The sequence below is a fragment of the Actinoplanes xinjiangensis genome, assembly GCF_003148685.1.
GTDB classification, from domain to species: domain Bacteria; phylum Actinomycetota; class Actinomycetes; order Mycobacteriales; family Micromonosporaceae; genus Actinoplanes; species Actinoplanes xinjiangensis.
In genome coordinates, this window is the sequence record NZ_QGGR01000008.1 from 197,213 (window position 1) to 209,891 (window position 12,679).

Annotated in this window: 15 protein-coding genes; 8 read left to right on the plus strand and 7 right to left on the minus strand. The window is 69.6% G+C overall.

Translation table 11 applies throughout. The features are described 5' to 3' along the window. The first annotated feature begins 57 nt into the window (after positions 1 to 57). Positions 58 to 546: a P-loop nucleotide/nucleoside kinase family protein gene (locus BC793_RS19855; protein ID WP_109594334.1), complete on the plus strand. Its 489-nt coding sequence runs from the start codon at positions 58 to 60 to the stop codon at positions 544 to 546. A 63-nt stretch (positions 547 to 609) separates the two neighbouring features. Here BC793_RS19855 and BC793_RS19860 read toward each other — a convergent pair whose 3' ends face one another. Both BC793_RS19860 and BC793_RS19865 read right to left on the minus strand, forming a co-directional pair. Beyond that, entirely contained in the window at positions 610 to 852 is a 243-nt protein-coding gene (locus tag BC793_RS19860; protein WP_109594335.1) for a hypothetical protein, read from the minus strand. Next, positions 852 to 1,067 (minus strand): hypothetical protein, encoded by a 216-nt coding sequence (locus tag BC793_RS19865; protein WP_109594337.1) that lies wholly within the window; start codon positions 1,065 to 1,067, stop codon positions 852 to 854. The genes BC793_RS19860 and BC793_RS19865 overlap by 1 nt, the downstream gene beginning before the upstream one ends. 209 nt (positions 1,068 to 1,276) lie before the next feature. Here BC793_RS19865 and BC793_RS19870 point away from each other — a divergent pair, with 209 nt between their 5' ends. Together BC793_RS19870 and BC793_RS19875 are read left to right on the plus strand one after the other, a co-directional pair. Continuing rightward, positions 1,277 to 1,510 carry a hypothetical protein gene (locus BC793_RS19870; RefSeq protein WP_109594661.1) on the plus strand — a complete coding sequence of 78 codons (234 nt, stop codon included), beginning with the start codon at positions 1,277 to 1,279 and terminating at the stop codon, positions 1,508 to 1,510. Positions 1,511 to 1,546: 36 nt separating this feature from the next. Continuing rightward, the gene (locus tag BC793_RS19875; protein ID WP_109594339.1) at positions 1,547 to 2,422 is read left to right on the plus strand and encodes a helix-turn-helix domain-containing protein; all 876 of its coding nucleotides are present in this window, start codon (positions 1,547 to 1,549) and stop codon (positions 2,420 to 2,422) included. Positions 2,423 to 2,863: 441 nt separating this feature from the next. Here the strand turns inward: BC793_RS19875 and BC793_RS19880 are convergent, their stop codons facing one another. Then, positions 2,864 to 3,361 (minus strand): DUF6069 family protein, encoded by a 498-nt coding sequence (locus BC793_RS19880; RefSeq protein WP_203896304.1) that lies wholly within the window; start codon positions 3,359 to 3,361, stop codon positions 2,864 to 2,866. Between the two features lie 107 nt (positions 3,362 to 3,468). Here BC793_RS19880 and BC793_RS19885 point away from each other — a divergent pair, with 107 nt between their 5' ends. Together BC793_RS19885 and BC793_RS19890 are read left to right on the plus strand one after the other, a co-directional pair. Then, complete coding sequence (locus BC793_RS19885; RefSeq protein WP_109594340.1) at positions 3,469 to 4,593, plus strand: sensor histidine kinase; 1,125 nt, start codon at positions 3,469 to 3,471, stop codon at positions 4,591 to 4,593. After that, positions 4,581 to 5,246 (plus strand): response regulator, encoded by a 666-nt coding sequence (locus BC793_RS19890; protein WP_109594342.1) that lies wholly within the window; start codon positions 4,581 to 4,583, stop codon positions 5,244 to 5,246. The genes BC793_RS19885 and BC793_RS19890 overlap by 13 nt, the downstream gene beginning before the upstream one ends. Before the next feature lie 30 nt (positions 5,247 to 5,276). Here the strand turns inward: BC793_RS19890 and BC793_RS19895 are convergent, their stop codons facing one another. Then, entirely contained in the window at positions 5,277 to 6,026 is a 750-nt protein-coding gene (locus BC793_RS19895; protein ID WP_109594344.1) for a hypothetical protein, read from the minus strand. A 190-nt stretch (positions 6,027 to 6,216) separates the two neighbouring features. Here BC793_RS19895 and BC793_RS19900 point away from each other — a divergent pair, with 190 nt between their 5' ends. The 3 genes from BC793_RS19900 to rraA are packed head-to-tail and all read left to right on the plus strand — an operon-like array spanning position 6,217 to position 9,967. After that, on the plus strand, positions 6,217 to 8,592 hold the full coding sequence (locus BC793_RS19900) for an ATP-dependent Clp protease ATP-binding subunit (protein WP_109594663.1): 2,376 nt from the start codon (positions 6,217 to 6,219) through the stop codon (positions 8,590 to 8,592). Between the two features lie 29 nt (positions 8,593 to 8,621). Then, on the plus strand, positions 8,622 to 9,500 hold the full coding sequence (locus tag BC793_RS19905) for a hypothetical protein (RefSeq protein ID WP_109594346.1): 879 nt from the start codon (positions 8,622 to 8,624) through the stop codon (positions 9,498 to 9,500). Next, positions 9,497 to 9,967 (plus strand): ribonuclease E activity regulator RraA, encoded by a 471-nt coding sequence (gene rraA, locus BC793_RS19910; RefSeq protein WP_109594348.1) that lies wholly within the window; start codon positions 9,497 to 9,499, stop codon positions 9,965 to 9,967. The genes BC793_RS19905 and rraA overlap by 4 nt, the downstream gene beginning before the upstream one ends. Positions 9,968 to 10,020: 53 nt before the next feature. On the opposite strand, the gene BC793_RS19915 is transcribed toward rraA, so the two are convergent. From BC793_RS19915 to BC793_RS19925, 3 genes are all read right to left on the minus strand, one after another. Further along, on the minus strand, positions 10,021 to 11,031 hold the full coding sequence (locus BC793_RS19915; RefSeq protein WP_109594350.1) for a hypothetical protein: 1,011 nt from the start codon (positions 11,029 to 11,031) through the stop codon (positions 10,021 to 10,023). A 66-nt stretch (positions 11,032 to 11,097) separates the two neighbouring features. Further along, the gene (locus BC793_RS19920; RefSeq protein ID WP_109594352.1) at positions 11,098 to 12,102 is read right to left on the minus strand and encodes a caspase family protein; all 1,005 of its coding nucleotides are present in this window, start codon (positions 12,100 to 12,102) and stop codon (positions 11,098 to 11,100) included. Next, on the minus strand, positions 12,099 to 12,467 hold the full coding sequence (locus BC793_RS19925; RefSeq protein WP_109594354.1) for a hypothetical protein: 369 nt from the start codon (positions 12,465 to 12,467) through the stop codon (positions 12,099 to 12,101). Before BC793_RS19925 ends, BC793_RS19920 begins: the two co-directional genes overlap by 4 nt. Positions 12,468 to 12,679: the final 212 nt, after the last annotated feature.

A 12,679-nucleotide genomic window follows, 5' to 3' on the forward strand; every position in this document is an offset into this window, starting at 1 on the left:
GGCGTACAGGGCTCGGAGGGAGTTCGACGGGCGGACACGAGCCCGGAGGAAGGGCTGATGACGACCGCATTCCTGCTGGTAGGACTGACCGGTTCCGGCAAGACGACGTACGCGAGCCGCGTCCTCGAACCCGCCGGTGTGGTCCGGCTGTCCGTCGACGAACGGGTCTTCGCCGTGCACGGCCGTTACGGAGTCGACTATCCGGAGGACACCTACTTCGAGCGGGAGGCCCCGATCGTCGCCGAGGTCCGTGCCGAGTTCACCGCCCTGCTCGCCGCCGGCCGTGACGTCGTTCTCGACCACGGTCTGTGGCGCCGCACCGAACGCGACACCTGGCGCGGTCTGGCCTCGGCGGCCGGTGCCACGGTGCGCCTGCTGTACTTCCCGGTCCCCCGCGCCGAACTGCTCCGCCGGCTGGCCGCCCGCAACACCGAGACACACGCGAACGCCCTGCTGGTGACACCGGAGGCGCTGGACGCGTTCTACACCCGCTTCGACCCACCCACCGACGAGGGCGAAGAGATCATCCTTCCGTACGCCTGCTGATCCGACGCTCCTCCGGGGGGACTGCCAAGGCGAGCCGAGTGGCCCGGCCGTACCACGCCGCCGTCATCGGTGCGGACCACCGGGTGATCTATCGCTGAGCAGGTGACGACGCCGTGCGGTTGCGGCACGCAGCGCAGGCCAGAGGCGGAGCCGCCGGGAGCTGTCGACCTGCGCGAGCAGATGGGCAAGCGCCGGACGGTCCTCCCTGGGCACCAGAGTCACGATGATCAGGATCGGCAGGGTTGCGGCGACGATTTCCACGATCAGGAAGAACAGCACCAACAAAGCTACGGCGAGGATGATCATCAGGAGCCTCCCACCAAGGCTGCGGCGATGAGGACCAGCGCTGCGCCGACGGCGAGGCCCATGGCGGCTAGCGCCGCGGCGGCCTGCACCAGCGCGCCGATCGGCGCGACGGCCCGCCGGAGGAGCTGAAGGGCGAGGAGCAGACACGCCCCCGCCATGATCAGATAGAGGAGACCACCGGCTTGTATTCCGAAGGTCACGTCGCTTGTTGACATGGTGTACCCCTTGTCGCGGTGGCGAGCAGGAGTGACGACATCGTCACGGGGGATGCAATGCTTCGGCGGAGCGTTAAATCGGCTTGAATCAACTATGCAATGCATTTCATGGTCAATGCAATGCATGATGCTGGGGCCGCCTGGGTCGGGGCGGTGGATGCATGGGGGGTATGGTGCATCGAGTCTCGCCGCAGTGTTTGGATGACATCATGCAGAATTCCGATATTTCCGAACTCAGCCTGACGGCTATCGCGTACTCGTGCAGCACGGGAACGTGCCCGACGGTGTACGCGACGAACCGTGGCACCATCATGGTCCAGGGCTACACGGTCACTGCCGATCAGGCGCGCATCGCAGGTGTCGACATGCCCACCGGTGAGCAGATGGTGGAGATCCCGCTCGCGTTGCTGGCCGAGGCTGCACACCTTGCGAAGCAGCCCTGAGCACGAATTGCGAAACAGGCTAGGAGAGCTGGGCTCATGTCGGAGGACCGTGGGTCCAGCTCGGAAAAGCAGACAGTCGGCGCGCTCCTGCGAGCCCGCCGTGAGGAACTACGCCTGAGCGGAAGCGCCTTGGCGGTCAGAGCCGGCCTGACCCAGTCGAAGGTGTCGCGGATCGAGACCGGCCAGTCCTCCGCGAGCCCCGACGATGTGCGCCGGCTCGCCGAGGCGATGCGGCTCGCTCCCGCGGAGGTGGACGAACTGGTCCGCCTAGCGACCGAGTCGCGCTCCGGCTCTGCCATGGATCAATGGCGCCCGGAGAACTCCAGCCAGCTCACCCGGAAACAGGTCGAACTTCAGGAAGCGGAGTGGACAGCCCGGGAGATCCGGATCTTCCAACCCTCCATCGTTCCCGGTCTCGTGCAGGTCAGCGGCTACGCCGAGGCCGTCATGCGGCCCTGGTACGACCTGCCTGGCGGGACAGGGAGAGCGACGTCCGACCTCTTCGCCGCCGTCGCGGCCCGGCTGCAACGACAGCAGATCCTCAGTGCTGCGGACAAGTTCTTCCATCTCGTCCTGACCGAGGCAACCCTCAGCAACCGACTGGGCAATCCGGAGGACATGGTGGCGCAGATCCGCCGGATCCGGGAGATCGCCGAGCGGGACAACGTCACCATCGAGATCATCCCGGCCGACGCCGCTCTGACCTTCCCGCTCAGCCACAGCTTCGAGTTACTCGACGACACACATGTGCTGATCGATCTCTACACCGTGTCCCTCACTTCGGAGGTGGTTTCCGACATCCAGTCGTACCGTCAGATCTTCGACATCCTGGCCGCTGCCGCCACCACCGACATCAAGCCGATCCTCGACCAGTACGCGGACCTCTACCTCTCCCTGTCCGCCCGCCGCTGACGCTCCTGGATGTCCGCGATCCCGCGCACATCCTCATGCTGCCGGGCGCCGAGGTCCGGACGGTCCCCTCGTGGAAGACGCCGGGGCCAGGCCTGTTTCGCGTGGGCGGGCGTGCCGACCCGGAGCCTCGCAGCCGTCGCCCCGGCTTTCGCCGGCGGCGCTAAGACTGTGCCGAGGTACGGCCGGGGCTGCCGGCCGCACCTCGGCGTGGAGTGGGTGAGGCGACTCAATGTCTGATCCAGAAGCCTTTGTAGGCGAGGTCTGCGGCACCTACCGCGATCTTGTGAAGTTCCGCGAACACGGTTTGCCGCAATTTCACAAGATCGCGCGAGGTCGGCGAGGTTCTCCACTGGGCTGATGGGCGAGGGCGTGGCGTGGGAAAGCCGCTGGCGTGGGGTGGGGGCGGGTCGCTCGTACCCATGAAGGATTCTGGTCTCGGGGTTAGCTGCACCGGCGTCCGGGGAGGCCGATGATCAGGGCGGCGCCCACGGTGAGGTGCATGCCCAGCAGGGCCAGGCGGGTGCCCAGGTCCGTGCCGGTGAGCGGGCCGGCCAGGGAGAGCAGCAGCACCACGGACGCGATGATCCGGTAGGTGCGGGCCGGGCGGCGGACCGTCCGTTCCAGGAGGGCGAGCAGTGCCCAGGCGGCGGCGCCCGCGAGCAGTGCGGCGATCACCACCGCGGCCGGGTCGATGGGGTGGACGGTGTCGCCCTGGCGGACGGTGAGGGCGATGCCGCCCCATCTGTCGACGATCCACAGCAGCAGGGCGCTCGTGGTCGCGGCAGCGACGGTAGTCGCGCGGCCCGCACGCCGTGACGCGGCCCAGCGGAGGCCGCGAGTGGCCCCGGAACCGGCAGCCCCGGGCTCGGCGGCGGTGGCGGTGGTTGAGGGAGCACTGGTGGCGGAGGAGGCACCGGTGACGTGCGTCTTGTTCGTCATGGGCAGAGCGTGGCGGGTGGCGGGTGGCGACCACATCGGGCCGGAGACGGTGGGCCACCGACTTTGGATGGTGTCGGTGGGCGGCGGCGGATGGTTAGCCTCGCCGGGTGAACGGGATCAGGAACGGGTGGGGGCTCGCGGTTCTGCTCGGTGGGTCCGGCCTGTTGATCGTGGCGACCCTCGTGGGCCGGTGGAGCAATGACCCCACCGATCCGCTGCTGCGGCTGGACATCGCGGTCGGGGTGCTGGCCTGGCTGCTGACACCGCTGCTGGTGTGGTGGCCGGTGCGGGGGACGGCGGCGCTGACCGTCCTCGCGATGCTGTCGCCCGCGGTGACGCCGCCGGCGACGATGGGTGCGCTGCAGGTGGCGCGGCGGCCGAATCGGGCGGCCGCGATCGCCGTCTCGGTCGGCGGGATCGGGGCGCATGCGGTTCAGGGGGCGTGGCGGCAGAACGGCGGCATGTCGTACGGCTGGTGGCTGGCCCTGGTGACGGTCGCCTACGGGGCGCTGCTCGGCTGGGGTCTGTGGGCACGCGCACGGGAGGCGCTGATCCGCACCCTGGAGGAGCGGGCGCAGCGGGCCGAAGCCGAACAGGGGCGCCGGGTCGCCGAGGCGCGCATGCTGGAGCGCCGGCGGATCGCCCGGGAGATGCACGACGTGCTGGCACATCGGCTGTCGTTGCTGGCGACGTTCGCGGGGGCGATGGAGTTCCGGCCGGACGCTCCGCCGGAGCAGATGTCGCGGGCGGCGGGGGTGGTGCGCAGCGGTGTGCACCAGGCCCTGGACGAGCTGCGTGAGGTGATCAACCTGCTCCGGGAGGACGACACCGGGAACGGGGTCCATCCGCAGCCGGTGCTCGCCGACGTGCCGCGGCTGGTGGCGGAGTCACGGGCGGCGGGGACCGAGGTGCTGCTGCGGGAGGCGGTGGACGAACCGGCGGAGGCGCCGCCCACGGTTGCGCGGACCGCGTACCGGGTGGTGCAGGAGGGTCTGACGAATGCCCGCAAGCATGCCGCCGGGCAGACCGTGCGGGTGACGGTCAGCGGTGGACCGGGTGCCGGCCTCGACGTGGACGTGCGCAACCGTCTCGCCGTCGCGGGCACGCTGCCGTCCGGCGGGGCGGGGCTGGCCGGGCTCACCGAGCGGGTGCACCTGGCCGGGGGCACGCTCGACCATCAGCAGACCGAGGGCGAGTTCCGGCTGCACGCGTCGATACCATGGCCGGCGTGACCTCCCGGCCGGTGCGGGTGCTCGTCGTCGACGACGACGCGCTGGTGCGTGCCGGGCTGACGATGATGCTCGACGGCGCCCCGGGAATCGCGGTCGTCGGGGAGGCGTCCGACGGCGACCAGGTGCCGGCCGCACTGGACGCGCACGCACCGGACGTGGTGCTGATGGACGTGCGGATGCCACGGGTCGACGGGATCACCGCGACCCGGCGGCTCCGGGCCCGGCCCCGGCCGCCCGAGGTGATCGTGCTGACCACGTTCGACACCGACGAGAACATCCTGCACGCGCTGCGCGCCGGGGCCAGCGGGTTCCTGCTCAAGGACACGCCGCCGGCCCGGATCGCCGAGGCGGTACGGCAGGTGGCGGCCGGCGAGCCGATCCTGTCACCGCGGATCACCCGCCGGCTGATGGACCGGGTGGCCGTGCAGGCCGGGGCGTACGCGCAGGCCAGAGCCACCCTGGCCACGCTCAGCCCACGGGAACGGGACGTGGTCGTGGCGATCGGCCAGGGGCACGGCAACGCGGAGATCGGCGCCCGGTTGGACATGACGCTGGCCACCGTGAAGAGCCACGTGTCGCACATCCTGACCAAACTGGACCTGGACAACCGCACCCAGATCGCCCTGCTGGCCCACGACGCGGGGCTGGTCTGACCGTCCTCACCCGACAGGCGCCACGTCGATCTAGTCGAGGTCGTAGCCGGCGGGCGGGCCGGTGTGCTCCCAGCGGACGCCGGTGACCGTGCGCAGCCGGCCGTCGGTGACGACGCGGGCGCCGGGTGGGTCGCCCTCCCACGGCTCGACGAGCACCGCGTCCAGGATGTGCCGGGCGCCGTCGACGGAGTCACGGAGGCTGGTCGAGCGCAGCACCCGGCCCAGGGTGATCGCGGCGTCCCGGATGCGCCGGTCGGGCGCGGACTCGCCGGCGGCCACCGCGGCGTCGATGCGGGCCCACAGCCGCCACCGGTCCTCGTCGAGCAGCAGCCGCGCCGCCCGGTCGACGGCGGCGCACGTCAGGTCGACGGCGGACTCCTCCCCCAGCCCGGCGGCCCAGGCGAGTTCACCCGGCGGGGGCAGCAGCTCGGGTGACTCGTGCAGCAGCACCGCGTACAGCATCGCGATGACCGTCTCGCGGGCCTCGCCGGCGTAGAGCGGGCCGATCGCCCGTAGTGGCGGGAACCGCCGCACCAGATGGGCGGCCCGGCCGAGCGGAAGGTCGGCGGCGAGTCGGGTATCCGTCACCCGGGCGTGGAAGGTGCGCTGTTCGCGGGCGGCGAAAATCCAGGCGCGGTGGTCGTCGGTGAACGGCGGATTCCGGTCGGCCAACAAGCGCGCGGCCACGGAATACGCGACGCCGAGCCGGGCGGCGAGGGCACGGATCGCCCGTTTGCGGGCGCGATCGGGAACGGGCTGTCGGGTGCGGGTTCCGGTCATCTGGGCCTCCCTGCCTCATCCTATGTCCGGTTCCGTTGTACGCTCGGGGAGCAGCGCGCCTGCACGAGCGTAGCGAGGTCCCCCACGCGGATCGCGCCCAGACGCCAAGAGGCTCCGACTCAGCGCACGTGACTTCAGCCTGTCTTCTTCGGCGAAGTGCGTGGGGCTTCGCGTCGAGGACGTGAGTGTCGTGTTCGAACGGTTCACCGACCGTGCCCGCCGTGTCGTCGTTCTGGCCCAGGAAGAGGCCAGGCTGCTCAACCACAACTACATCGGGACGGAACACCTCCTGCTCGGGCTGCTGCGCGAAGGCGAGGGTACGGCGGCACAGACCCTGACCGGGTTCGGGCTCTCGCTGGACGCCGTCCGGCAGCAGGTCGAGGAGATCATCGGCCAGGGGCAGCAGATCCCGGGCGGCCACATCCCGTTCACCCCGCGGGCCAAGAAGGTTCTGGAGCTGTCGCTGCGGGAGGCTCTGCAGCTCGGCCACAACTACATCGGCACCGAGCACGTGCTGCTGGGGCTCCTGCGGGAGGGCGAGGGCGTCGCGGCGCAGGTGCTGATCAAGGTGGGCGCCGATCGGGAGAAGGTCCGCCGCCAGGTGATCCAGGTGCTCGCCGGGACCGCACCGGTCACCGTGTCGGGCTCCGCGCCGGTCCGGGAGACGATCCTCGACCAGTACGGCGAGAACCTCACCCAGAAGGCCCGGGAGGGCAGGCTGGACCCGGTGATCGGCCGGGAGTCCGAGATCGAACGGGTCGTGCAGGTGCTGTCGCGCCGGCGCAAGAACAACCCGGTGCTGATCGGCGAGCCGGGCGTCGGCAAGACGGCGGCCGTCGAAGGGCTCGCGCAGGCGATCGTGGCGGGCGACGTGCCGGAGATGCTCAAGGGCAAGGAGCTGTACACCATCGACATGGGTTCGCTGGTGGCCGGATCCCGGTATCGCGGTGACTTCGAGGAGCGCCTGAAGAAGGTGCTCAAGGAGGTCCGGACCCGCGGCGACATCATCCTGTTCATCGACGAGATCCACACCCTGGTCGGAGCGGGCGCCGCGGAGGGTGCGATCGACGCCGCCTCGCTGCTCAAGCCGGCACTCGCGCGCGGCGAGTTCCAGCTGGTCGGGGCCACCACCGTGGACGAGTACCGCAAGCACATCGAGAAGGACAAGCCGCTGGAACGGCGCCTGCTCAAGATCGAGGTGGGTGAGCCGACCCTGGCGCACACCATCGAGATCCTCAAGGGGCTGCGCGACAGGTACGAGGCCCACCACCGGGTGTCGTTCACCGACGAGGCCCTGGTGGCGGCGGCGACGCTCGCCGACCGGTACATCTCCGACCGGTTCCTGCCGGACAAGGCGATCGACCTGATCGACGAGGCCGGGGCACGGATGCGGATCATCGGCATGGGCCGGCCCGCCGACGACCCGGCCGCAGCGGTACGCCGGGACAAGGAGGCGGCGATCGAGGCGCAGGACTTCGAACTGGCCGCGCGCCTGCGTGACGAGGAGAGCCTGCTGACCGCGGTGGAACCGCCGCGCGCGGAGATCGGCGACGAGCAGATCGCCGAGGTGCTGGGCAACTGGACCGGCATCCCCGTGCACCGGCTCACCGAGGCGGAGACGTCCCGCCTGCTGCGCATGGAGGAGGCGCTGCACCGGCGCGTCATCGGGCAGGACGAGGCGGTCACGTCGGTGGCGAGGGCGATCCGGCGTACCCGCGCGGGGTTGAAGGATCCGAGGCGACCGTCCGGGTCGTTCATCTTCGCCGGCCCGTCCGGTGTCGGCAAGACCGAGCTGTGCCGGGCGCTCGCCGAGTTCCTGTTCGACTCCGAGGACGCACTGATCCAGCTGGACATGTCCGAGTTCCACGACCGGCACACCATGTCCCGGCTGGTCGGTGCTCCGCCCGGGTACGTCGGCTACGACGAGGGCGGCCAGCTGACCGAGAAGGTGCGCCGCAGGCCGTTCTCGGTGGTGCTGTTCGACGAGATCGAGAAGGCCCACCCGGACGTGTTCAACACGCTGCTCCAGATCATGGAGGACGGCCGCCTCACCGACGGCCGGGGCCGGATCGTCGACTTCAAGAACACCGTCATCATCCTGACCAGCAACCTCGGCACCCAGAACGTGGGACGGTCGCTGGGCTTCCAGGCCTCCTCGGCGCCCCCGTCGGCCTACGAGCTGATGAAGACCCGGGTCAACGACGAGCTGAAGCAGCACTTCCGCCCCGAGTTCCTCAACCGCATCGACGACACGATCGTCTTCCACCAGCTGCGTGAGACGGAGATCCTGGAGATCGTCGACGTCTTCACCGCCCGCATCCAGGTCCAGCTCAAGAACCGGGACATGAGCATGGAACTGACCGACGCCGCCCGCGCGCATCTGGCCGCCAAGGGCTTCGACCCGCTGCTCGGCGCACGCCCGCTGCGCCGGACCATCCAGCGGGAGCTGGAGGACGCCCTGTCCGAGCAGATCCTCTTCAACGAGCTGCGCCCCGGCCAGACCGTCGTGGTGGACTGCGAGGACGGCCGGCTGGTGTTCCGGGGGGTCGTACCCGCGGGGCAGTGACAGCCGGCGATGTTGCCTATGCTGCCCCGGTGCGTGTCCTCTCCAAGCTGCTGACCCTCATCTGGATCATCGCGTTTCTCGCCCTGATCGCGGGATTCGTCGCCTACACCCCGGTGGCCCGCGGGTACGCCGCCGATCACCTGCACGTGGTCGACAACAAACAGCCGATCACGGTCACCACGTCCGGCGGCGAGGCACTCAGCCTCGGCGTGCGGATACCCAGCGTGGTCAGCGGGTTGTGGGCGTCCCCGGACGGGTTGAAGCTGACCTTCGCCGGGAACCAGCCGATCATCCTGATGCAGCCGAAGCCCCAGACCTGGGGCGACGAGATCACCACGAACATGCGGAACATCACCGAGGACGAGACCGCCACCGGCCGGTACTTCGTACCGGCCGTGGCCGGGGAGACCCTGCTGGACGGCAGGATCACCGGCACGGTCGTCTACCCGGCCGGCGGTCTGGTCGAGTTCCACAACGAGCAGACCATCATCGACGTGCCGGTGCGGATCACGGTGATGCCGTCGGGTACCGGTCAGGAGTCCGGAGACCGGCTGACCATGCTGATGTACGCGATGCTCGCGGTCACCGGTGTGCTGATCCTGTACGCGCTCGGCATGATCATCATCGCGGTCAGCCGGCACGGGCTCCGGCACGCCAACGGCTCCATCGTCGTGTTCGTCCTGATCGCCGCCGTGTTCGTGGGCGTCGGCTATGTCGTCGAGAAGGCGGCCGTCCCCGCCGTGAGCGACGCCGACGTGCTCGGCGCGCTGCCGGTCACCCCGCTGCAGTTCCTCAGCTGCGTCGGTGCGGCGATCTTCCTGACCATGCTCGGTATCCTGCTGGGCGGCGACGACGGCGAGTCCGGCTCGCTGGAGGCCGCACCGGCGAACCAGGAGGAACAGCGTTGACCAGCACCGCGGACCTGTATGACGAGCACGGCGAGAAACTCGGCTCCTGCGACACCCAGTTCCGGCAGTACGGAGCGGTGACGAGTTTCAGCGGCCCCGCCGTCACGGTCTCCTGCTTCCAGGACAACGCCCTGCTCAAGTCGGTTCTCTCCGAGCCCGGCGAGGGCCGGGTGCTGGTCGTCGACGGCGGCGGCTCGGTGCACACCGCGCTGATGGGCGACATCATCGCCGGACTCGCGGTGTCCCACGGCTGGGCCGGCGTGATCATCAACGGCGCGGTCCGTGACGTGGCGGCCCTGCGGGAGCTGCCGGTCGGTATCAAGGCACTCGGCTCCAACCCGCGCAAGAGCGGCAAGGCCGGCACCGGCGAGCGCGACGTGGTCCTGGAGTTCGGCAACTGCACCTTCACCCCGGGCGCCCGGGTCGTCAGCGACGACGACGGCGTGGTGGTCCTCCCATCCGCGTGAGGCGGTGGTCCCGTTGAGCCGACCGTTCCCCGCGAGCGGTTGGCTTTCGGCACTCATTCCGGCTGGCGTGCATCGGTGGTCGGTGCCTCCGGCGCACCCTTCGCCGCGGCATTCCGGCGGGATCGCTTCAGATCGATGACCACCAGCGTGCACAGGGCGACGAGTGGAATCGAGCAGGCGAGGTTGGCGAAGATGGTGTCCGGAGCCTGATCGGCCGCGACCCTGCCGGCGCCATCGACCCAGCCGCCTTGAATGCTGATCACGATCGCGAAGATCTCCATGACCAGGAACAACCCGGTGGCTGCCCAGAGAGCGATCCGCGCCGCTTTCCGGGTTGCCGCAGCACGCCGTTTGCGCCGACGGGCCCTGCTCAGATCTCCGATCGTGGCCTCCGCGAGGAACGCCCCGGCCCGAAGCCAGTCCGCGGGTTGCGCCATCCACCACGTCAGGGCGTCCCGGTCGGCAGGAAGCAGATCAGCGGCGACCGCATCGTGCCAGGCATTTCGCATGCCGGCGCAGAAGCCGGTGAGATAGGCGGGCGTCGGGGCGAACGTCGAGTTGACCGCCCCCGGCGGGGCGGCATGGCCGCCGAGGTACTGGGCGAGGTCCGCAAGCCAGATCGGTGTCGGGGAGGCGGGCGACGGCTGGCTCAGCGCGCGTTGCCACTGTCGCCGCCATGGACCCAGCCACTGGACGAGATCGAAATGGCAGGCGACCAGGCTGTCCAGTGCGGCGAGCGGAAGGGTGGTGGCGGCACGGGCGCCATCGCGGCTTCCGTAGCGGTGGTCGGCTTCACGACTGGCGTGGAGTGCGTCGTTGTTCGCCGGGGAAGGTGCAGCGGTCGCCGTCGGCCCGGCGACTGGTCGAGCGACTCCGGATGCCCCTCGCGGATGGCTGATCATCGGTTCACCTCCACCGCGCGAGTCCGGTGACCCTGTCGAGTCGCGTGGCGTCGGCCGGACGATGCCGTGGGTGGCATCGACGGCGTCCTGTACGGCGTCGCGAATCCGGGTAATGGCGTCGTTGGCCGAGTGGGCGAAGGAGATCGAGTCGTCGTCCGTCATGGGTGGCCGGCCCGCGTGTACGCCGAACCGGGCAACCGGAGCCGGAGCGACGCCGGGGAGGATGACCTAGAAGTATCCGTGGTGCAGGCGGGTCGCTGCCTTCATCGCGACCCCGGACAGCTGGCGGATGTGATAGCGACGTTCGCCCTTGTAGATATGGCCGACGCCGTTCTTGCCGATCACGACCCACTGGCCGTCGAACGATACCCAGCCCAGCACGCCTTGCGCCGACAACGTGGCATGCTGCGATTCGCTGGTGGGCGGCCCATCGGTGGCGCCCGCGTCCCGGCCCGGCGCCGATGGCCGTGGCGATCGGGTCGCGTCAGCGACCACGAGTGCGCCCTCGCCGGAGCCTAGGCGGCGTGGACGCTGCGGCGACGGGCCACGGACGACCTCGTCATAGACGAAGTCGTACAGTTCGTCGGCCGTGATCCGGCCGTCACGGTTTCGGTCCGCGGCTCCCGAGGAGATACCGCTGATCAACGCGCCGGTGAAGTACGAGGGACGGACGACCTCGGACTCCGCGTCCTCGAAACTCGCCTCGGTGTCACCCGAGGCGGTCAGAACAGCGACTCCGGTGCCGGGCGGGATCTCCTGCACGAGAGTCTCGAGGTTGTCCCCCGCCGACCGGCTGCGCATCCCCTTGATGAAGCCGCCGCTGAAGCAGCAGTCGACGAGGATCAGCGTCGCCTTCGACCGGCTGGACTGGATGCAGTCCCGAACCCACTCGGCCGAAACCGCGGTCGAACCGAGCAGGTCCCGTTCGGTGTCGGTGAACGCGAAGTAGAGCCGGCCATGCCTGTCCTGCACACCGTGGCAGGACAGGTACAACAAGCTCATCGTGTCGGTGGGCCGCGCCGCGGAGAAGAACGCCTCGATCTCACGCCGGGCACCCTGGCTGGTGCAGTCGATCCTGGCAGTCACCGCATAGCGGCAATTCTCGGGATCACGCAGCGTGCGTGACAGCTCGTTCACGTCCTGGCGCGGCGAGCGCAGTGGCGCCAGCGAAGGATCAGCGAACGTGCCGCATCCGAGAAGGAGCGCCCGCCGCTGCGGAGACCCGCCGGTCACGGCTCACGATCGAGGCGACGCAGGTAGGCGGCGACCAGTTGGTCTCGTTGCAGGCGAGTCACCCGCCCGCGGAACCGTTGCCCGTCGACCTCGACCTCGACGTCGTTGGGCTGCCGGCTCAACCATGACGAGATCACCACCATCAGGTGCTCCACCACGGGCGGGGCCAGAGTCACCACGAGCGCGCCGACGGCGAGGACCTCACCCGACTTGGCGCCTTTCACCGCCGGACCCGCGGTACCCTGCCGGACGTCGTCGACATCGGTGTCAAGGAGAGCCTCGCGCAGATTGTGCGTGAGTTCGTGCACGCCTTCGATGTCGGCGTCCGAGACCAGTACCCGCACTCCCATCGTCGCCGATTCCATGAATCGCACCAATTCAGTCAGAGATCATGAGCAAAGGACGGGATCGACAGTAGTCGCTCTCTGGGAGGAATGCCTCAACCTCTCGGGTGATCCCAGGCCTGCCCGCCAGTTGGCGGGGCGATTCCGCCGGATGGCGCTCGATCGTCGGTTGGCGCGGCAGCATGCTGGTGGCACCCGTCACATGGTGGTGATCGGGTGTTGATGAAGGAGGC

What these genes read in the sequence shown, in the direction of transcription:
- BC793_RS19855 (WP_109594334.1), top strand. Translation starts at nt 58, where the DNA reads ATGACGACCGCATTCCTGCTGGTAGGACTGACCGGTTCCGGCAAGACG.
- BC793_RS19890 (WP_109594342.1), top strand. Translation starts at nt 4,581, where the DNA reads ATGGCCGGCGTGACCTCCCGGCCGGTGCGGGTGCTCGTCGTCGACGAC.
- BC793_RS19860 (WP_109594335.1), bottom strand. Translation starts at nt 852, where the DNA reads ATGATCATCCTCGCCGTAGCTTTGTTGGTGCTGTTCTTCCTGATCGTG.
- BC793_RS19895 (WP_109594344.1), bottom strand. Translation starts at nt 6,026, where the DNA reads ATGACCGGAACCCGCACCCGACAGCCCGTTCCCGATCGCGCCCGCAAA.
- BC793_RS19870 (WP_109594661.1), top strand. Translation starts at nt 1,277, where the DNA reads ATGCAGAATTCCGATATTTCCGAACTCAGCCTGACGGCTATCGCGTAC.
- BC793_RS19880 (WP_203896304.1), bottom strand. Translation starts at nt 3,361, where the DNA reads ATGACGAACAAGACGCACGTCACCGGTGCCTCCTCCGCCACCAGTGCT.
- BC793_RS19925 (WP_109594354.1), bottom strand. Translation starts at nt 12,467, where the DNA reads ATGGAATCGGCGACGATGGGAGTGCGGGTACTGGTCTCGGACGCCGAC.
- BC793_RS19865 (WP_109594337.1), bottom strand. Translation starts at nt 1,067, where the DNA reads ATGTCAACAAGCGACGTGACCTTCGGAATACAAGCCGGTGGTCTCCTC.
- BC793_RS19875 (WP_109594339.1), top strand. Translation starts at nt 1,547, where the DNA reads ATGTCGGAGGACCGTGGGTCCAGCTCGGAAAAGCAGACAGTCGGCGCG.
- BC793_RS19915 (WP_109594350.1), bottom strand. Translation starts at nt 11,031, where the DNA reads ATGACGGACGACGACTCGATCTCCTTCGCCCACTCGGCCAACGACGCC.